Raw genomic sequence first — 19,821 nt, forward strand, 5'->3', positions numbered from 1 at the left:
GACCGTACCGTGGAGCGTCGGCCATTCCTTTCGGGCGGAATACGGCAGGCCGTTTGCCGTGTTGCGCCAGTATAGAGGAAACGATTGTCCATGCAGCAGACCGTCGCACCGAACGACACGCCGATCATCCCGGAAGCGCCGGGCGGCGTGCGCGTGGTGGCGCCGCTGTTGGCGGCGGGCATCGGCCTTGCCTTGATCGCGGCGCTGGCGGGACAGCGATGGGTGGATTCATTCGCGGCCTTTTTCATCGCCATCACGCTGAGCGCGTTGCCGTACATGCTGATGGGCGCGTTGCTGAGCGGCCTGATGGAGGTGTTTCTTCCGCCGACGGCCCTGTCGGCGATTACGCGCCGGGTCGGTCCATGGGGCATCGTTGTGACGGCGATCGCCGTTCCGCTGTTTCCGATTTGCGAATGCGGCATCGTGGCTGTCGTGCGCCGATTGGTCCGCAAGGGGCTTCCGCTTAGCCACGCATTGACCTATTTGCTCGCCGCGCCCATTATCAACCCGATTGTGTTCGCCTCGACCTATGTGGCATTTCAGGATTTCGTCCACCCATTGCTTCGGACGCTTGGCGGATTCGTGGTCGCCGTGGGCATCGGGTATCTCTTTTCGCGCATCAAACTGGAGAACGCCCTTGTTCCCGGCTTTTTGACGGACGCCAATGGCAACGGCTGCGGTTGTGCGAGCGAATGTTCGTCGAACCGGATGGACAAGGGGGGAAGTTTTTCTTCCTCTTCCTCGCCGGAACAAACGGGAAGGGCCGAAGGGCGCCTTCAGGCCGTTGCGCGCCACACGCGCATGGACTTTCTCGAAATGATTCCTTATTTCTTGATGGGCGTGTTCATCGCCAGCGTCATGAAGACTTTCTTCGGCGACAGCCTGATGGCGCTTGCGGAGCGATATCCAATCTTCGGTCCGGCATTCATGATGGCGCTCGCGTTCGTGCTCAGCCTGTGCTCGGAAGCCGACGCCTTTCCCGCGGCGAGTTTTACCTCGTTTTCAATCGTGGCGCACACCGGGTATCTCGTCCTGGGCCCGATGCTCGACATCAAACTTCTGATTATGTACCGGAGCATGTTCCGCGGCTGGTTCATTGCGGCGCTGGCCGGGGCGATTGTTATGGGCGTCACGGCGTATCTGATGCTGCTGGAGGTGTTTCTGTGAGCAACCTCCACGCCCTTCTGCGGCTCGCGGCATGGCTGATCCTGCTGCTGGCGATGATCTTCGGCGGTTTTCAACGGTATTACCTGACCGGATGGAATCAACCCATGCTGGCCGTTACATGCGCGGGATTGGCCCTGTTGTTCACGGCGGGATTGCTTGAAAAGCCGCGCGGAATGCGGGAGGATCGCGGCCTCGGCGCATGGTCCGAGACCTTGGCCCATTATCTGCCTTTGATCCTGTTCCTGGCGGTCGGGCCGACCCTGCCCGCCATGAAACGCCTCTCGAATTTCGACTATACCGGCCGCAAGGCGTCCGACATTGCGCCGCGGATGGATGGCGGGCCGTTGTCGGTTTCGCTGCTCGATCTCCACGCCCAGCACGAACGGCTCGAAGGACACCTCGTCGAGGTCATCGGAACCGGCCACCTGCTGTCCGAATCCGAACGGAAAAACCTGCCGGCCAGCGCCGAAGGGCGCGACATCCGCGCGATTCTTTACCGGTATATAATCACCTGCTGCGCGGCGGATGCCACAACGGTATCGGCCGTCCTGAACGACATTGATCCGAAGGCAATCCAAGAAGATCAATGGTACCGGGTCCGGGGCCGTTCCCGATATGTCGCCGAAGGACTCAACATTCCCTTCGTTGCCGTTGAATCGTTGGAACCCATACCGCAGCCAATGTCGCCCTACTTGACCGGATCCGAGGAGGTATTTCGGTGACGGATCATGCCCCTGCCGTGAAATACGTACCGTCTGCCGCATCCAAGATTCGCAAATGAGACCGATTCACCAAAAGAAGCTTCCCCTATCCGTCTTATTTTGGACTGCCATGTTGAAACAATATGATTCGAACGCTTTGGATGAGTCCGGATTATTAAAATTGTTAGCATATTATAATTAGAATAAATAGTATATTACGTTTATATTACTATAATACTAAGTCCTTTGATTGCGATTTGTGTTGCGTGTAGGATAATACTTTTCCGCGCGAGTCCGGCTGCCGCCCAAGGGATCTTTTGGCTGGATTCGCGATGGGACGATTCCCCCCGGGAATTCTTGAAGTGCGACGGCCTACGATGGAGACGTTATGGAACATTCAATCGCAGCCTTGGAGCGCCGGTTGAACGATTTCGATGCGCGCGTTCGGCGCGCGGCGCTGGAAGAACTGGCTTCGTTGGAAGAGGACTTGGCGGAGCCTCCCTTTTCCCGCGCGGTCAATCTGCATTGCCACACCTTCTATTCTTTCAATGGGTACGGGTATTCGCCGTCGTATTTTGCATGGCGGGCGAAACGGGAGGGACTGTATGCCGCGGGCATTGTGGACTTTGATGTGCTCGATGCGGTGGACGAGTTCCTGGCCGCGTGCAGACTGATAGGTCTGCGGGGATGCGCGGGCATCGAAACGCGGGTGTTTGTGCCGCCGTTCCAGACGCGCGAGATCAATTCGCCGGGCGAGCCGGGCGTGGCGTATCACATGGGCGCCGGTTTTGTATCGAGCACGCCCAAAGATCCGGCGCTGCTGTCGAGGCTGAAGACGCTGGCGCAGGATCGCACGCGCGGGATTGCAAATCGCGTGAACCCGTATCTCGCGCCCGCAACCGTGGATTTCGACACGGATGTGCTGTCGTTGACGCCGAAGGGCAATGCGACGGAGCGCCATTTGTGCGCGGCGTATGACATCAAGGCGCGCGCGCTGTTTCCGGAAGCGGACGCCCGCACGGCGTTCTGGACGGAAAAATTGAACAGCGATCGCGAATCGGTGCGCCGTGTAATTGACGACCCGCCATCGCTTCAGGCGCTGATCCGGGCCAAAACGATGAAAGCGGGCGGCGTGGGGTATGTGCCTGCCAACGGGCCGGATTTCCCCGGATTGGACGAGGTCAACGCCTTCACGTTGGAAAACGGCGCGATTCCGACCTTCGCGTGGCTCGACGGCACAACCGACGGCGAACAGGCCATAGAGGAATTGTTCGACGTGATGGTGGCGGGCGGCGCGGCAGCGGTCAACGTCATCCCCGATCGAAACTGGAACATCAAGGATCCCGCCATCAAGGCAATCAAACTGGCCAAACTTCATGAGTTCGTCGCCATGGCGCGGGATCGCGGGATGCCGGTCTTGGCCGGAACCGAAATGAACGCCCATGGAAACCGGTTCGTGGACGATTTTACCGCACCTGAACTCGAGCCGGTGATACCGGCGTTTTTGGACGGGGCCCACATCCTGTATGCCCACACACGGTTGCAGGCGCATGCGGGCATGGGCTATCTGAGCGTATGGGCGCGGGGCGCCTTCGCCAATGTTTCGGACAAAAACGCGTTTTTCAGGCGCGTGGGCGAGAAGTTGGCGCCGTCTGACGCGGTGCCGGCGGCCTTGAACGCCGCGATGAACCGTGATGAGGCGGAACGGGCGTTGGGACTGAAGTAACGTGTTCGCGCACGAAATCGGGCGCGATCGCGAAATTGAGCCGTGGACAATGAAGTGGAGAGCAGGATTATGAAGAAACAACTGCGTTGGGTGTTGATAGGGCTTTTGGTATTGTCGGCAGCCGGGATGGCGTTTGCGGCGCCGAAGGAGACCGGTCAGGCAACCAATCTGCGCGAGAGCGATCCGGCGAAGATGACCGCGCTGGACCGATACATCGCCAAGCCCGATCCGAATTACAAATACGAACTCGTGAACACCTTCGAAGGGGACGGGACGACCGGATATGTGCTTGGCCTCACCTCGCAGCAGTGGCGCACGGCGACGGAAGTGGACAGGCCGGTCTGGACGCATTGGGTAACGATTGCCGTGCCGAAGAAGGTCAAGAGCACGACGGCGTTGATGGTCATCGGCGGCGGCAGCAACAAGGATCAGGCCCCGAAAGGCGGCGATGTCAAATTGCACGTCATCGCGAAAGCCACAAACGCCATCACCGCCGAAATATCGAATATCCCAAATGAACCGCTGGTGTTTTCCGACGATCAGAAGCGCCGTTCGGAGGATTCGATTATCGCGTACACATGGGACAAGTACTTGCGCACCGGCGATGAGGAATGGCCCCTGCGCCTCCCGATGACGAAAGCCGTCGTGCGCGCGATGGATGCAATCCAGGAATTTTGCGCAAGTTCCCGGGGCGGCAAGAACACGATCGAGACCTTTGTTCCGGCAGGCGGATCGAAGCGGGGCTGGACCACGTGGACCGTCGGTGTCGTTGACAAGCGCGTGGTCGCGATCGCGCCCGCCGTTATCGATCTGCTCAATATCATTCCGTCGTTCAGGCACCACAAGGCCGTATACGGCCGCTGGGCCCCGGCCATCGACGACTATGAGCAGATGGGCATCATGGAATGGATGGAGACGCCCGAATACGCGGCCATGATGAAGATCGTGGAACCGTACAGTTACCTTGATCGATTGACGATGCCGAAATTCATCATGGCCTCCGGCGGCGATCAGTTTTTCCTTCCGGATTCCTGGAAGTTTTACTGGGATGATCTGAAAGGTCCGAAATGGATTCGCTATGTGCCCAATACCGGCCATGGCCTCAACGCCACCGCCTACGAAAGCCTGCAAGCGTTTTTTGGAGCGATTGCGCACAACGAACCGATCCCCGAAATCACATGGACCTTCGTGGACGATGCAACGGTCCGCGTTCAGGCCAATGCGAAGCCTTCGTCGGTGAAATTGTGGCAGGGCACAAATCCCGAACACCGCGATTTCCGCGTGGATGTGGCCGGGGAAATCTACAAGGCCACGGATCTTGCGCCGGAAGCGGACGGATCATATATCGGCAAGGTCGAGAAGTCCGCGCAGGGATGGACGGCCTATTTGATCGAGTTGCAATTTCCCGGCAAATCGGGCGCGCCGTTCACCTTCACGACACCCATTCGCATCCTGCCCGATACCTACGAGCATGAGTATGTGCCCGTGCCGAATCCGCCGAAGGGATTCTTGACGAAATGACTTTCCAAGACCAATCCAATCGCCCTGCGGCCGGATGCGCATGGTAAAATAAACTTACGAGTACGGTTGTTTGTTTTGGACAAGAGACAGGAGGTTGATTGGAAAGCAACGCCATGCCGGAAACGGGTACCGTTGGATTGGTCCAGACACAGTATTTCACGTTCGCCGAGCCGCCGAACGAGATGCCGCTCGACTGCGGCGAACGGTTGGGACCGATTACACTGGCCTACGAAACCTACGGCAAACTGAACGAGGATCGATCGAATGCCGTACTGATCGTGCATGCCCTGTCGGGCGACGCGCATGTTGCCGGTCGCCATTCGCCGGACGACCCAAAACCGGGATGGTGGGACGCGATGGTCGGCCCGGGCAAGGGATTTGACACGGATCGTTATTTTGTCATCTGTTCAAATGTCATCGGCGGTTGCCGTGGTTCCACGGGTCCCTCGTCCATCAATCCTCGGACAGGGAAACCCTATGGTTTGTCATTTCCGATTATCACCATCGCGGACATGGTCCGCGCACAGACGCATCTGATAGATCATCTCGGCATCGGGCAACTGCTCTCGGTGGCGGGCGGCTCGATGGGCGGCATGCAGGTGCTTGAATGGGCCACGCGCTATCCTGAACGCATCAAATCGGCGATTGTGATTGCGTCGTCGCACATGAGCGCCGCCCAAGCCATCGCGTTCAACGCGGTCGGACGTCACGCCGTGTTGGCCGATCCGCGGTTTCGCGGCGGTAATTACTACGAGGAGGAAGGCCCGGCCAAGGGCTTGTCCATCGCACGGATGCTTGCGCATATCACCTACCTTTCGCAACAGTCCATGCACAGCAAATTCGGTCGCGCGCTCCGCTGGGCCGATCGTTATAGTTACGATTTCGATAGCGAATTCGCGGTGGAAACCTACCTTGATTACCAAGGCGAGCAGTTCGTCAACCGGTTCGACGCCAACAGTTATCTTTACATCACCAAGGCGCTGGATTACTTCGATTTGTCGGCGACGTATGGCTCACTCGAGAAGGCGCTGGCGCGTGTCGAGGCATCCATGCTGGTGCTGTCGTATTCGAGCGACTGGCTGTACCCCCCGGCGGAATCGGAAGAAATTGTTCATGCGATGACCCGGCTCGATAAAGACGTCACCTATTGCTGCATCCAGTCAGATTACGGACATGATGCCTTTCTGCTGGAAGTCGAAGTTATGGAAAAGATCATCAGCGGGTTCCTGCGCAACGCGAGCGAAAAGGGCCGCTATTGCGCGAAAAAGCCGGGGTGCGCCTGCGTTACGCGCAATACCGGACAGCCGCCCCATCGCGGAAACAGCATCTATGATGGCCGCCGGATAGATTATGAGCGCATCGTTGATTTGATCGAGGATGGCAGCCGGGTGCTCGACATCGGCTGTGGCGACGGCGTGCTCCTGTGCCAGTTGATGCGCGAAAAAAATGCAAGAGGGATGGGCATCGAACTGGATCAAGACAGCATCATCAGTTGTGTGCAATGCGGAATTCCGGTGGTCCAAGCCGACATAGACAAAGGGCTGGCGGGCTTGCCCGATCAAAGCCGCGACTATGTCATCCTGAGCATGACGTTACAGGTCATCAAGCGGCCCGATATCGCCATCCGCGAGATGTTGCGCATCGGGCGGAAGTGCATCATCAGTTTCCCGAATTTCGGGTTCTGGAAGGTCCGCGCCATGACGATGTTCTGGGGCCAGGCGCCGGTCACGCGCAACCTGCCCTATCCGTGGCATGAGTCCCCAAACCGCCATGTGTTGTCCATCAAGGATTTTCGAACATTCTGCGCGGCCAATGGCGCGCGCATCCTGCGCGAAATTCCGATTTCAAGCCACGGACGAACCGTGCACACCGCCGGTTTCTGGCCGAACCTGTTTGCGGACGAGGCTGTGTTTGTCATTACCGCGGCGGAAGGACGCGCCGCGTCCCAATCGTAGAGGAACACGCGGCCCTTTTCACGCCCACGTCACGCGCAAGGGATTGCGCGGGGGAATACGTGCGTAGGCTTGACGCGGATAGCCGATCATCATGGCGCCGCAGACCCGGTGATCATCCGGGATGCCGAGCAGGGATCGGATTTCGGGCTTGAATCCGATTGCCGCGACGAGCACGCCCGCCCAGCACGTGCCAAGGCCATGCGCCTGCGCGGCCAAATCAAGGTATTCGAGCGCAATGGTGCAATCGCCGAGGGGATCGAAGCCTTCCTTCGAGGCGTGGGCGACGACCAGTTGCGGCGCGCCGCGCAGCATGCGGTCTTCTCCATTTTCAAAACTCTCGACCATGCGGGCAAAATAAGGAATGGATCGCAATCCGTCGGCGATCAATCGTGAAAGTTCACGCATGGTTTCGGGCGATTCAATAATCAACCAGTGCACCGGTTGGCGATTGGTGGCCGACGGCGCCCAGCGTGTCGCGTCGAGCAAGCGCATCAACAGTTCGCGCGGCGCCGGTTTCGGCAAAAAAAGGCGAACCGATCGCCGCGTCTTGAGAACCTGCATCACGGGATCCGCGAAGCGGTCCATCGCCGCGGGCGCGGATTCCAGTTCCTCCGGGCGCATTCCGCGCAGGGTCAGCGCCGCGTGAGGGCATATCGCGATGCAATGGCCGCAATTCAGGCACAGCGGCTCCAGTTCCGGAAGCGCTTCGGGCAAACCGTTCGCGCCCCACCCCAGAATCTGCACCGGGCAATCCCGGATGCACCATCCGTCGCGGGCGCATCGGTCGGCATCGGCGGAAACAAGCATTTCGATATCCGGCCGCTATTGTTTCACGCCGGCTTTGGCGGCGGCGGCTTTGGCGGCTTCCTCGCGCTGGCGTTGCAGTTCTTCCCATCGTTGTTTGGCCACTTTGCACTCGTCTATTTTTTTCTTGGCCATTTCGATGAGCGTGCGCTTTTCCTTGCCCTGGGTGGTGGTTTCGTCGCCGGGAATGACTGTCAGGATATTGGGCACGCGCTCGTATTCGGCGTTGGCATCCTCGAAGCGGTGCTCGTCCACGGCCTTGTTGCCCTTGTCAATCGTGTCGCTTGCGGCGTCCAGAACCTGGTTGATGATATCGGTAATGTTCTTTTTGATCTGCTTGATGGATTCTTTCGCGGTGTTGGCCTGATCGGCAAAATCCTGATCGACCGCCTCGTATAGGCCCATGGCCTGGTTATAGGTGGCGATGGCGTTGCCGTAATCGGACGCCAAGCGGCTTTTCTCGGCTTGGGCCTTCACCTTTTCCGCGGAGGCGATAATGCTGACATTGAGTTCACGACGCGCCTTTCGATCGGCTATGGCGGCGTTGGTTTCGGTAATCTTGTCCGCGATGGCGTCATTGGTTTGTTCGTATTCGAGCGCGCGGGTGAACGCGTTGAGCGCGTTGGGAAGTTCCTGTTCGGATGCGCCCGGACGCGCCGCCGCCTCCAGGGCCGCGTCACCGATTTTGGCATAGTGCGCCGAAAGTTTCTTTCCGATGGACCGGCGATCGGCGCCGGCCATCTCGTAGGCCGTTTGCCATTCCCTGACGCCGCGTTCGACTGCATCTTCCGATCCGAACGCATAGAACAAATCGCCCATGGTGTCAATCGCCACGGCATCATGTACGCCCAAAGAAACGAAATTGTCATAGGCTTTGGTGGCCTGATAAAAGTTTTTCTTCTCACCCAGGAGATACTGAACTTCCCGTACGAGATACCAGCATACGGCTTCGGGCGAGGGCGCCACCATGCCGGGGTCGGCATCGGGGCGCAGGATCGTATACCAAACGTCCGCGGTGGTGTCCACGCATTGGGCAAAGAGGCTCTGCGCGCCCTCCTTCAGATAGCCTTCATACCCGGAGCCACGCCGGTAATCATCGGCAATCATCGCCCCGGCATTCGCGTAAAAACTCCGGCGATTTTCGATGAAAAGGGGCGCATTGCGGACATATTCGCGATCCTTTTGGCGCGACAAATAGGCGAACGAATCCACCCGCGCCTCGATATCGGCCTCGATTCGCTGCTTCAGGGCTTGTCCTTGCGGGGAAGTATCCATCGAAAACGGCAGCAGCAGATCGGACACGGTCGCGGCAACGGCGCCCATGCGAAAGGCGAAATAACTGCCGAGGCCGAACTTGCGCACATCACGCAGCAAACGGATTTCGTTGTCTATCGCCGCGATGGCTTCCGCCTCGCTCGCAAAAGGTTTGCCGCGATTGAGCACGGACGCACCGGCCACCGCGCCACGGAACAGATCTTCTTCATACGATGTGTCTTCGGTCCGAAAGGCATTGGAAATAGCCTTTCTTTCCACGGGCACGGCCGTGGCGCAGATCGCGCGCCGGGCGCGGGATCCCCAGGCCACGGCTTCCTGCGCCGCCAGCGCCGTCACGATTCCCAGCAATATCGCCGATATAATAACTCGTCGTCCCATGGTCCCCTCACACGAAATTTTGGCTCGCCGTCATTGGCGTCGCCCTTTCCGCAAGGCACAGTCCTGTTTGTTTGCGCGCAGTTCCGTGAATCGGCACAAAACCTAACGCAACAGTAAAATAACACCTTTCTCCCAATATTACAAGAATCCCCCAGTCAGTATGCAAGGAGTGCGGCAAGGATGCCATGTCCACGATTGAAACGGACTCTTGCCGATTTCCCATCCTCTCAGTTGTTCAAAATCGCCTTGAATGAGCTGCCCCGTACAGACAGTAAACCGCCGTTTGCCCGCTTGCCGGACGATTTGCGATAATTATGGGCATGGGCGCGGGTTGGCCGCGCAAGGAAACATTCATGGAAAAAAGACGCATCGGGGCGGTCACCTTCGACCTGTGGGACTGTCTGTTTGCCGATGATACCGACGAACCCAAACGGGCGGCGGCGGGGAAGCCGCCGAAACCCGTCGCGCGCCGGGAATTGGTTCATCAGTATCTTGGACGACACGCCCCCATCGCCCGCGAAGCCGTTGATTTGGCCTATGACCTGACCGATGCGGCTTTTCGCAAGGTCTGGCACGACCAGCATGTGACATGGTCGGTGCGCGAACGGTTGGGCGTCCTGCTGGCGGGTCTCAAGCGGACGCTCCCGGAAGACGAATTCGCCGAACTCATCCGTTTGCATGAAGACATGGAACTCGAATTCAGCCCCGATCCGGCCCCCGGCGCGCTCGAAGCACTCAAGGCGTTGCACGGCGTGTATCCGCTGATCGTCGTGTCGGACGCCATCTTTTCGCCGGGACGCGCCCTGCGCGAACTGTTGCGCAAGAACGGCATGCTCGAATGTTTCGACGGGTTCGTGTTCTCGGATGAAATCGGCAAGTCGAAGCCCGCGCCGGAAATGTTCCAGGAAGCCGCCAAGGCCGCCGGCTGCGACATCACGAGCATCGTACACATCGGCGACCGCCCCCACAACGACATCGGCGGGCCGCATGCCGTCGGCGCGCGCGGCGTATTGCTCACCGTCGTCAAGAACCGTCCGCTCGACGGCCACGTGCCCGACGCCATCTGCGACGATTACAGCAAACTCCCCGCCCTTTTACAGAAAATGAATTCGTAGAAATTTTTAGAAAGGAAAGGCCGTACATGGCAGCAGTCCCGCGTTTTCTCATCGTTGACGGATATCCCAAGGCCAGCCGCGACGAGTTCAATCATGTCGGTATGCGGCTCGCCTGGGAACTCTACAGCGACATGCTCCTCACCTACCTGCCGGACGCCGAATACGACGTGTGGCTTTCGAGCGATCCCGGCACGGTTTCTCCCGCGAGCAACGAATTGGAAAAATACGCGGGCGTGCTGTGGCCCGGCTGCAACATCACCATTTACCATCATGACGACCCGCGCGTCATCGCGCACCTCGATCTCGCCCAACGCGCTTACGAAGTTGGTGTGCCGCAGTTCGGCACCTGCTGGGGCATCCAGTTGGCGGTCGTGGCTGCGGGCGGGGAAGTCAAGGCCAATCCCAAGGGACGCGAAATGGGCATCGGGCGCAAGATCCGCCTGACCGAAGCGGGACGGGTCCACCCGATGTACGAAGGCAAACCGGCGGTCTTCGACGGATTCGTCAGCCATGACGACGAAGTCACTAAGCTGCCGCCGTGCGCGACGCTGCTGGCCGGCAACGATTTCAGCGAGGTTCAAGCGGTCTCGGTCACATACAAACGCGGAACCTTTTGGGGAATCCAATACCATCCCGAATACGACGTGCACGAAATGGCCCGGCTGATCGTCGCACGCGAGGAACGGCTGACCCAGCAGGGATTCTTCCGCGATCACGACGACATGACCGCGTATGTGGACAAACTCGAAGCGCTTCACGCGCAGCCGGACTTGAAGAGCCTGCGCTGGCAACTCGGGATTGATGATACCATCCTGTCCGCGCCGGTTCGCCAGCGGGAATTCATCAATTGGCTCGACAAACTCGTCCTGCCGTGCGCCGGCCTACCGCCGCGGAAAATATGAAGCCGGTAGCGGACAAGATCCCGCTTTTCTTGAAAAAGTTTGGAAAAAGTTCTTGTCACGTGAAAAGAAGTTTTACCAAGAATAATCTTCACCCGGTATTTCTCCTTGTTGCCGCCCTGCTTGCCGCTTCCTGCATCGCCTGCGGGCAGACCAAGCGCATTCTCATCGTCGGCGATAGTTGGGCCGCGAGCATTGCCACGCGCGCCGTTGGAATGAACGGATTTGGATCGTTCGACAGTATCCTCGCGCAGAACGGCATTCCTTATGCCACACAAGGCGAAGTTACCGCATGGGGCGGACGCAAGGCGAGCGATTGGGTAAAACCGGAGAACCTCCGGAAAATCACGGACGAACTCAAACGGTACCCGTCCATAGACATCGTCCACCTCATCATCGGCGGCAATGATTTTCTCGCTGTCGCGACAAAGGGCAAGAGTATCGCCGCGTATACCGCCGAGGAACGCGCGGCCTTTTGGGACGCCATCGAAGCCGACATCCAAACCATCGTGAACCACTGTTTGGCCCAACGGCCCGGCATGAAAGTCTTAATCAGCGACTATGACTATTTGGACGCCGCAAAGGCGCAGGCGGCCTATCCGCAATTCAGTTTCGGCGGCGCCACGCCCCGCGAACTCAATGACGCCTTCATCGAATTGGGCCGCCGCAAACTGACCATCGCGCAGCGGACCGAAGGCTGCTATTACGTCTCGAATTGGGGCGCGCTGCAATGCGCCTACGATTCCCCGCCGTCCGGACTGCCTGCGCCGGGCGGCCCGCCGGACTACATGCCCTACGCCGGCGGCGATCCGGACAAGCCCATGCCCGCTGAAGCCCATGTCGGCGACGGCATCCATCCCACCGATCCCGCCCACCGCAAACTCCTCCAACGCTGTGTGGACCAGTTCTACAGGACATGGCTCGAGGGCGAGAATGCCCAAAACTTCACAAAGGGAAAGATAGCCGAACAATAGACGGTTCCGATCTTCCGTGGTTGCAATGTGGGCGGCGGCTTCCGATAATGCGTTTCGTCCAATGGGGCCAATGGAAAGGATAGCGATGCGTTTCAAGGACACGTTGTCGTACGGGATGGGCGGTTTGTCCATGAATTTCTGCGACATGGTGTTTCTTCAATGGCTATATGTCCGGTATGCTCCGCACGATCAGCCGCATCTGGTCCCGCCCGCGTTGATTGGCTTGTTCATTTTGCTGGGCCGGATCACGGAAGCGGTCTACGGACCGTTTGTCGGGCACTGGAGCGACGGATTCCGGTCGTCGTCCGGGCGACGCTTGCCGTTTATCCGGCGGGGCTTGCCCTGCCTGGCTGCGGCGATCTTCCTGATGTGGATGCCGCCGATTCCTCATGCGCATTGGCTGAACGCGCTATATCTGTTCGTGATGATCGAAGTGTATCTCATCTGTTACGACAGCGTCGTGACGCCTTATCTCAGCCTGATGCCCGAACTGACGTCCGATTTTCGGCAGCGTGTCAATTTGACAACGATGCAGGCCGTCTTCATCATGTTGGGCGCCTTGTTGTTTGCAGGGGTCGGATTCGTCGTGCATTGGGGCGGCTGGCGGGTGTTGGGCGTCGTCGTGGCCGGATTGACCGTCCTGTTCATGTTGCCGGTGGCAGTGCGCCTGCGCGAGCGCAACGCGGGCGCAACGCCCGCCGGGGATCGCCTTGGTTTCATCGAGGGTCTTCGCCTCACGCTGGGCAATCGCGCATTTCTGTATGTCGTATTATCCACATCGTGCTACTGGTATGGTCTCGACAGCGTCATGAAACTGTTGCCGCTGTGGACGACGGGGTATCTCGGACGCGGCGAGGACACGGTATCGCTGCTCATGGTCCCGTTCCTCGTCATGAACGTGGCTTTCTTTTTCGTGGTGAACGTGCTGGCCAAGCGCCACGGGAAGTACGCTGTCATGATGCTGACCTTCGGCGCGACCACGTTGGCCTTCGCGATGTTCGGCGTGACGGGCCTGCTTCCGTTGGGCAGTCCGTTTGTGCAGACGGTTTTTGTCATTGCCTTCGCGGGTATGGCCATCGCCGGGTTCATGGTCCTTCCGTTCGCGGTGTTGTCCGATGTGATTGACTACGACGAGAAACTGACGGGCCGCCGCCGCGAAGCGATCTATTTCGGATTCCAAGGGTCGTTCCAGAAACTGAGCCTAGGCATTTCAAGTCTGTTGTTCGGCGTGCTGGCCTACGGTCCCGATGGGGCGGTTTCAGTGCAAGGCCTGCGATCGGTTGCCCTGCTGGCCGCGGGCATCAGCGTCATCGGCATCGTCATTTTTATCGGATATCCGCTTCGCGAACGAGAAGGAACCGTGGTTTCGATACGGGAGACGATGCGGCCGTGACGGTTCTCGCCCTATGTGTTCTTGCCGTGTTGGCGCATGGGCCGGACAACGGCAACCTCCTGAACTTTGAGCGGATGGGCGCGGGAGTGCCGGCCGGCTGGAAGGTCGAGCAATGCAACGCGGACTGGCAGGCGGAGTCCGGCGCGGCCCGCATGCTGCTGGGAGAAGGGGGGCGCATCGAACTGACATCGCCGGCCCGGACCTTGCGCAGGGGCTGTCCCCATGTGCTGATGTTTCGCATGAAATCGGAACCCGCCGGGGTGAGCGTGTCCGCCACCTTGCGCGACAACCATTCCGAAAAACCAGCGGGACTGGACGCCTCAGCGGAGGCCGGAGCGTTGTGGCAAACCGTCGTCATGGAGTGCGTGCCTGCAAACAGCGCCAAAGACCACTATTATTTGGGAATCGCCATCCAGGGCAACAACGCCTCGTTTTGGATTGACGACCTGTGGTTCGGGGAACGCCCGAAAACCTTCAGTCCCGATTGGCGTCCGGCCTATCGCGCGGTGGGTCTGACGCTGTCGCCCGAAGCCCCGTGGGGCGTCGTGGCCGGCAATGCGCCGTTGCGCGTTCGGGCGCGCGCGTCAGGCGCAATAGGCGAAGGCTGCCTGCTCCGGCTTTGCGCCATTCATACCGGCGGGACCGTCTCCGAATGGACCGAGCCGATCTCGACCAATGGCGATTTTTGGGAGAGCAGGCTGACACTTTCCTGCGAGGCGGCGGCGCGATTCGGCATGATCCGCCTTGAAGGAACAGTTACGGCCACGGACGGCGCGCCATGCTCGCCGATGGCGGAGACGCTGCTGGCGCGTGTGCCGGAACCTGTGCCTGGGCCGTGTCCCGATTCGCCGTTCGGAATCCATGTGGCCTTGCGCGAGCCGGATCTCGCGGCAATGGCGGCGTTCGGCTACAAGTGGTGCCGTATCCACGACGCTTCCGGCCTCACGAAATGGGGCCTCATCGAAACCGCACCGGGAGAATGGGCTTGGCACGACGCGGAAGTGGACATGGCCCGCAGGCACGGCTTGTCCATCCTCGGAATGTTCGACAGCGCGCCGCCTTGGGAAACCGGCGCCGACGAGGACGGCTATTTTGGGATTTACCACGCGCCGAAAAGCCTTGATCGCTGGCGAAACTACGTCCGAACGGTGGCCGGTCATTACGCGGGCCGGATAGATGAATGGGAAGTCTGGAACGAACCGTGGGACATGAACCGCTTTTTCCAAGGCGGTACGCCGGGCCGCTATGTGGAATTGTTGAAAGCCGCACATGAAGAAGCCAAAGCCGCGAATCCGGCCTGTACCATCATTGGAGTGGACACCTACCCGCCGTTCTGGGACGCTGCCGTGCTGGCGGCGGGCGCCTATCCCCATTACGACCTGCTTTCGTGGCATCGCTACGATCCCAGCCTGCAAGGGCGTCCGAACGACGCGCCTGCTCGCGTGGCAAAACGGCTCAAGGCGGTGCAGGCATGGTACGGAACGCCTAAGCCGACGATTGCGACCGAAGGCGGCATTGATGTCGCCCTGTTCCAGGGATCTTTTTTCTCCTTTGCCGATCCGGCCATCGTGGGGGATTGGTCCGAAGGCGCGGATCGCTACGTGCGCCTGTTTCTGGGCGCGATCGCGGCGGGACATCGCCGGTTCATCGCCTATTCGGTTCACAATCCGCCGCGACACGGCAAGCCGACGCATATGATGTCGGAACCGGAGCCGCTCGCGCGTCCGCTGCACGCGGCGCTGGCGGCGCTGGCGCATTTCGTCGAAGGCGCAACGTATCGCGAACGGCTGATTCCCGCGCACGACATCAGCGCGCACGTTTTTGGGCAACCCCATCCCCGATCCTTCGCGGAGGGGCCTTGCACGGTCGTCGCCTTGATTGCGGACGGCGCTGAGGAAGAACCCCTGCCGAAACCCTTGCCCGCCGGCATTCGCTGTTACGATCGGTGGGGCAACCCGGTAGAACCGCCCTCATCGGCCACGCGAGCGATAACCTACTTGGTCACGGACACGGCCAATACCGATGCGCTGCTCGATGTGTTGCGGGGAACCGAGACCGAAGGCGGGCCGCAGTCCATCGCGGAATTGTTGCAAACAACGGCGCAATCGCTCGGTTCCGAACAGGAATTGAGCAGGGTGTCCCCGGAATTAGGGCGGTTGTTCAGCGCGCAGGGATCATTGCTGCTCGCGCCCGGCAAGGATGCGCCCATCGTCGTTACGCGCGCCATGATGCGGCGGGATGCGTCTTGCATCCCGCGGATTCAAGGCCCGCCCGCAATTGAACCAACGGACCTGCACGACGACCCCGCGGGGCCTTTCCGCATCGGAACCGCCAAACTGGCGTCCGAAGGGAAGCCCATTTACACCCTGTTCTTCACCGCCACACCGGACGGTCCCGGAAGCTCATGGCGTTTTCTGACGCTTGCGCTGATGCCTGCGGATTCCGGCGGCACTTCGGACGATGCCCAACAATTGAAAGCGATCGCCGAACGCTGGGCCGCGGCCCTGCGTGATGCTTCCACTGCAAATCTTCATGGACTTTTTCACGAGGGACCGAAATGCGTCGCCGCCGCCACGCTCAACGGTGAGTACTTTGTTTTCGACAATCCCGAATACCTGATTACGATGCTCGACACCGCCGTTTTGCTGGGAAAAGCGCCTGTGTCGAAAATGACATTTCAAGAGCCCGCGATTTCAGACGGCATGGCCGTTCTTTCGGGCCGCTGGGACATTGTTGCGCTTCCATTCGGCATCGCGGCCTACCCCTTCACCGCCGCCTTTTGCCGCACACGGGACGGCTGGCGCTTGGCGTCGTTTTGCATGGGATGTTGATTTCATGCTGGCGAAACCGGTTTTTCTACTTTTGTTTTGGCCGCTATATTCTGTTCCGTGAAAAGATGATGTCATAGGCGCCCCGCAGGCGAACACGGAAGGGGATGACCGAATTGTAGGCGTTGCGATGCAGTGAAAATGCGTAGTGGAGGCGGTACAAAACGGTCCACAGGGGATTGAACAAAGGGTTCTTCGGCAGGCGGTTCACGACCGGCCACAACCAGGGCCGGCGGACCGTCATTCCGAAAAATTTGTGCAGCATGAAGATCCGCTGGCGCATTTCGGGAGAAATGTTCAGCGCCGACGCCACATAGGTGCTTTCGAATTGGCGGTGGTTTTCGTCGAGCAGTCCCCTTTCGCGGCAATAGCGTTCCGCGCGCGTGCCGGGGTACGGCTGAAAAATGCTGGCATCGGCGAAATCCGCGCCCATTGTGCGATTGAGCGCCATGGTTTCCCGGATGTCGTCTTCCGTTTCGCCGGGCACACCGAGCATGTTGAGGGAAACAATCCGGATGCCGGCCTGCCTGAAACGGTCGCAGGAATCGAGGATTTCCTGGTTGGAAATATGGCGATCCAGAACGTCGTTGCGCAGGCGTTCATTTCCGCATTCGACGGCCGTGAACACCGAGAAACAACCGGCGCGCTTGAGGCGTTGGGCGTACTCGCCGGTAACGATATTCGGGCGCGCATTGGCGGAAAACGGCAATCCGATTTCTTTCGGGAAACGCTGCGCGAATTCTTCGAGCCATTCCGGATCGGCTCCAAAAAGATCGTCGTAGAACCGAATAAAAGCCATCGGATAACGATTGCGAACGCCTTGAATTTCCTCGATGAGATACGAAACGCTTTTTGTGCGTAAAATCCGGCCCTTGCCCTTGTATAAGGCGTGGAACGCGTGATTGAAGCAATACGCGCAGTTGTAGGGGCAGCCGCGTCCCGCCATAAATCCTTTTACGGGATTTTGGGCGAGAAACGGGCTGCGACCGAATACCAGATCCCGGTCGGGAAAGGGGAGCGTGTCGAGATCTTCCACCAGATGGGCCGGTGGATTGCACCGAAAGCCATCCGGCGTATGGAACGCAAAGTTGCTGGTCTCGTACATGGCATCCGTGCCGAAACGGTCCAGAAAATCCGGCAGCGCCGTGTCGCCTTCGCCGCGGCAGGCGCCGTCCACGCCGCCGTCCTCAAGGATTCCCTTGCCAAAGGTCACATGCGGGCCGCCAAACAGCGCGAAGAACGACAGGCGCCGCTTGAGTTCCCGGTTGATGGCCAAGTACTCGCCGGTCTGGTTCGATGCGATGGAATAGGCGATTACATCGGGGGCAAAGCGCCGCAATTCCCCGATGGCGCGGCGCCGGCGGCCGTGCCAGGCAACCAGAATGGCCTCGTGGCCGCGCCGGCGCACAATCGCCGACAACAGGGGGATGGCCTGCGTTTCCACCGCGCCGATCCGGCCCACGACAAATGCGATTCGACGTCCAGTCATGGCAATCCTGCGTCATTGCCGGCGGCGTTGCGGCTCCTAATTCAATACCGGACGGCTTTGCCCGGTTTATACCCCACGCAATGCCGGCAAAGCGAATTTTCGGAGAGGCGCCGTGCAAGTTAGGCATTTCGTGCCATGGATGCTTTATACTATTTGCCAAAAGCAAAAACCGAGGGCTTTTCCATGAAGACACTGGTGTCGGTAGTGGTTCCTTTTTACAACGAGGAAGAGAACGTGGCGCCGTTGGCGGAGCGGATTGCCGCGGTGTTTGCCGGATCGGCGGAGTACGACTACGAGTGCCTGTTCGTCAATGACGGCAGCAATGACGGAACGCGAGCGGAAATAGACCGGCAGCATGCGGCGGATCCGCGAATTCGCCCGGTCCATCTGGTCCGCAACAGCGGGCAATCGGCGGCGCTCGTGGCCGGGATGCGCCGCGCCAAGGGCGAATATGTGTTCATCCTCGACGGCGATTTGCAGAACGACCCGTGTGATTTCCCGAAGATGCTCGAATTGCTGAAGACGCACGACTGCGTCTTCGGCTATCGCGCCAAGCGCAACGACACTTGGGTGCGCAAGTTGTCGAGCCGCGTGGCCAACAAGGTACGGGACGGCCTGCTCAAGGATGGCGTTCGCGACGCGGGCTGCGGATCGAAGGGATTTCGGCGGAAATGCGTCGAACATGTCGTTCCGTTCAACGGCATCCACCGCTTCTTCGCGGTGCTGATGCGCACGGCGGGCTTTTCGATTGTAGAATGCGAAGTCACGCATCATCCGCGCATTCACGGTGTGTCGAAATACGGTATCGGCAACCGGCTGTGGCGCGGGATCTACGATCTAATCGGCGTGGCATGGCTCAAGCGGCGGTATGTGGCGTTCCGAGTCGAGGGGGAGGAGTAGATGGCCGCCGAGCACACAGTGACGCCCGGTCTGTTCTGGACGGTGTTCGGGACGGCCGGGGCGGTCGTTTTTTACGGGCGCTTCTACGTGCAGTGGCTCGCGTCCGAGATGAAGAAACGCAGTGTGATTCCGATCGCGTTCTGGTACATGAGCAGCGTCGGATCGGTCATGATTTTCATTTACAGCGTCGTGATCCGAAGTCCCGGCGCGGCTTTCGGACAATGTTTCAACATCGTCGTGTACGCGCGCAACCTCGTGCATATCTGGCGCGAGAAGGGCCGGCTGACGGCCGCGTTGAACTTCGCGACACACGCGGCGGCCGGGAGCATCGTGGTCGTGACGACGGGTTTCATGGCATGGACGTGGCTCAAGGAATACCATGTCAACCAGAGCATCGAACCGGCGCAGGCCGCACGAAACTGGTTCTGGCTGGGCGTGTGGGGTGTCGGGCAGGCGCTTTTCTTTTCGCGTTTCCTGGTCCAATGGGCCGTCACCGAATACAAGCGCAAGAGCACCGTGCCCCCCGTGTTCTGGCATCTCAGCCTCGCCGCGGCCCTGTTGCAGTCGAGCGCGTTCGCGCAACGCGGCGACTGGGTCAATGGTTTCGGGATGATGGCCTCCATCTTTATCTATGCGCGAAATTTGTGGTTTATCCACCGGCATCCGGAAGCGGCGGCAAGCGCCGGCGAGTAACCC

Annotated in this window: 15 protein-coding genes; 12 read left to right on the forward strand and 3 right to left on the reverse strand. The window is 59.6% G+C overall.

Annotated elements, in window-relative coordinates; all coding sequences use genetic code 11:
* Window positions 1–90: 90 nt before the first annotated feature.
* From P5540_00805 to P5540_00825, 5 genes are all read left to right on the forward strand, one after another.
* The gene (locus tag P5540_00805; protein HRT63337.1) at window positions 91–1,167 is read left to right on the forward strand and encodes a permease; all 1,077 of its coding nucleotides are present in this window, start codon (window positions 91–93) and stop codon (window positions 1,165–1,167) included.
* Complete coding sequence (locus tag P5540_00810) at window positions 1,164–1,889, forward strand: hypothetical protein (protein ID HRT63338.1); 726 nt, start codon at window positions 1,164–1,166, stop codon at window positions 1,887–1,889. Before P5540_00805 ends, P5540_00810 begins: the two co-directional genes overlap by 4 nt.
* Before the next feature lie 367 nt (window positions 1,890–2,256).
* Window positions 2,257–3,594 (forward strand): hypothetical protein, encoded by a 1,338-nt coding sequence (locus P5540_00815; protein HRT63339.1) that lies wholly within the window; start codon window positions 2,257–2,259, stop codon window positions 3,592–3,594.
* A gap of 69 nt (window positions 3,595–3,663) precedes the next feature.
* Window positions 3,664–5,115 (forward strand): PhoPQ-activated pathogenicity-related family protein, encoded by a 1,452-nt coding sequence (locus P5540_00820; protein HRT63340.1) that lies wholly within the window; start codon window positions 3,664–3,666, stop codon window positions 5,113–5,115.
* Between the two features lie 113 nt (window positions 5,116–5,228).
* Window positions 5,229–7,070: a homoserine O-acetyltransferase gene (locus tag P5540_00825; GenBank protein ID HRT63341.1), complete on the forward strand. Its 1,842-nt coding sequence runs from the start codon at window positions 5,229–5,231 to the stop codon at window positions 7,068–7,070.
* A gap of 18 nt (window positions 7,071–7,088) precedes the next feature.
* Here the strand turns inward: P5540_00825 and P5540_00830 are convergent, their stop codons facing one another.
* The gene (locus P5540_00830; GenBank protein HRT63342.1) at window positions 7,089–7,877 is read right to left on the reverse strand and encodes a nitroreductase family protein; all 789 of its coding nucleotides are present in this window, start codon (window positions 7,875–7,877) and stop codon (window positions 7,089–7,091) included.
* A gap of 15 nt (window positions 7,878–7,892) precedes the next feature.
* The gene (locus P5540_00835; protein ID HRT63343.1) at window positions 7,893–9,527 is read right to left on the reverse strand and encodes a hypothetical protein; all 1,635 of its coding nucleotides are present in this window, start codon (window positions 9,525–9,527) and stop codon (window positions 7,893–7,895) included.
* 353 nt (window positions 9,528–9,880) lie between these two features.
* On the opposite strand from P5540_00835, the gene P5540_00840 reads away from it, so the two are divergent.
* From P5540_00840 to P5540_00860, 5 genes are all read left to right on the forward strand, one after another.
* On the forward strand, window positions 9,881–10,642 hold the full coding sequence (locus tag P5540_00840; GenBank protein ID HRT63344.1) for an HAD family hydrolase: 762 nt from the start codon (window positions 9,881–9,883) through the stop codon (window positions 10,640–10,642).
* Window positions 10,643–10,668: 26 nt separating this feature from the next.
* A complete protein-coding gene (locus tag P5540_00845; protein ID HRT63345.1) occupies window positions 10,669–11,544 on the forward strand; it encodes a type 1 glutamine amidotransferase in 876 nt (291 codons plus the stop codon).
* Between the two features lie 59 nt (window positions 11,545–11,603).
* The gene (locus P5540_00850) at window positions 11,604–12,515 is read left to right on the forward strand and encodes an SGNH/GDSL hydrolase family protein (GenBank protein ID HRT63346.1); all 912 of its coding nucleotides are present in this window, start codon (window positions 11,604–11,606) and stop codon (window positions 12,513–12,515) included.
* Window positions 12,516–12,600: 85 nt separating this feature from the next.
* Entirely contained in the window at window positions 12,601–13,908 is a 1,308-nt protein-coding gene (locus tag P5540_00855) for an MFS transporter (GenBank protein ID HRT63347.1), read from the forward strand.
* A complete protein-coding gene (locus P5540_00860; GenBank protein HRT63348.1) occupies window positions 13,905–16,739 on the forward strand; it encodes a hypothetical protein in 2,835 nt (944 codons plus the stop codon). The genes P5540_00855 and P5540_00860 overlap by 4 nt, the downstream gene beginning before the upstream one ends.
* Window positions 16,740–16,782: 43 nt before the next feature.
* Here the strand turns inward: P5540_00860 and P5540_00865 are convergent, their stop codons facing one another.
* Window positions 16,783–18,225, reverse strand: coding sequence for a radical SAM protein (locus tag P5540_00865; GenBank protein ID HRT63349.1), 1,443 nt, complete (start codon window positions 18,223–18,225; stop codon window positions 16,783–16,785).
* A 183-nt stretch (window positions 18,226–18,408) separates the two neighbouring features.
* Between P5540_00865 and P5540_00870 the strand changes: the two genes are divergently transcribed.
* Both P5540_00870 and P5540_00875 read left to right on the forward strand, forming a co-directional pair.
* On the forward strand, window positions 18,409–19,125 hold the full coding sequence (locus P5540_00870) for a glycosyltransferase family 2 protein (protein HRT63350.1): 717 nt from the start codon (window positions 18,409–18,411) through the stop codon (window positions 19,123–19,125).
* Window positions 19,126–19,818 (forward strand): lipid-A-disaccharide synthase N-terminal domain-containing protein, encoded by a 693-nt coding sequence (locus P5540_00875; GenBank protein HRT63351.1) that lies wholly within the window; start codon window positions 19,126–19,128, stop codon window positions 19,816–19,818.
* Window positions 19,819–19,821: the final 3 nt, after the last annotated feature.

The sequence above is a fragment of the Candidatus Hydrogenedentota bacterium genome (assembly GCA_035450225.1).
In the GTDB taxonomy this organism is placed as follows: Bacteria; Hydrogenedentota; Hydrogenedentia; order Hydrogenedentales; family SLHB01; genus DSVR01.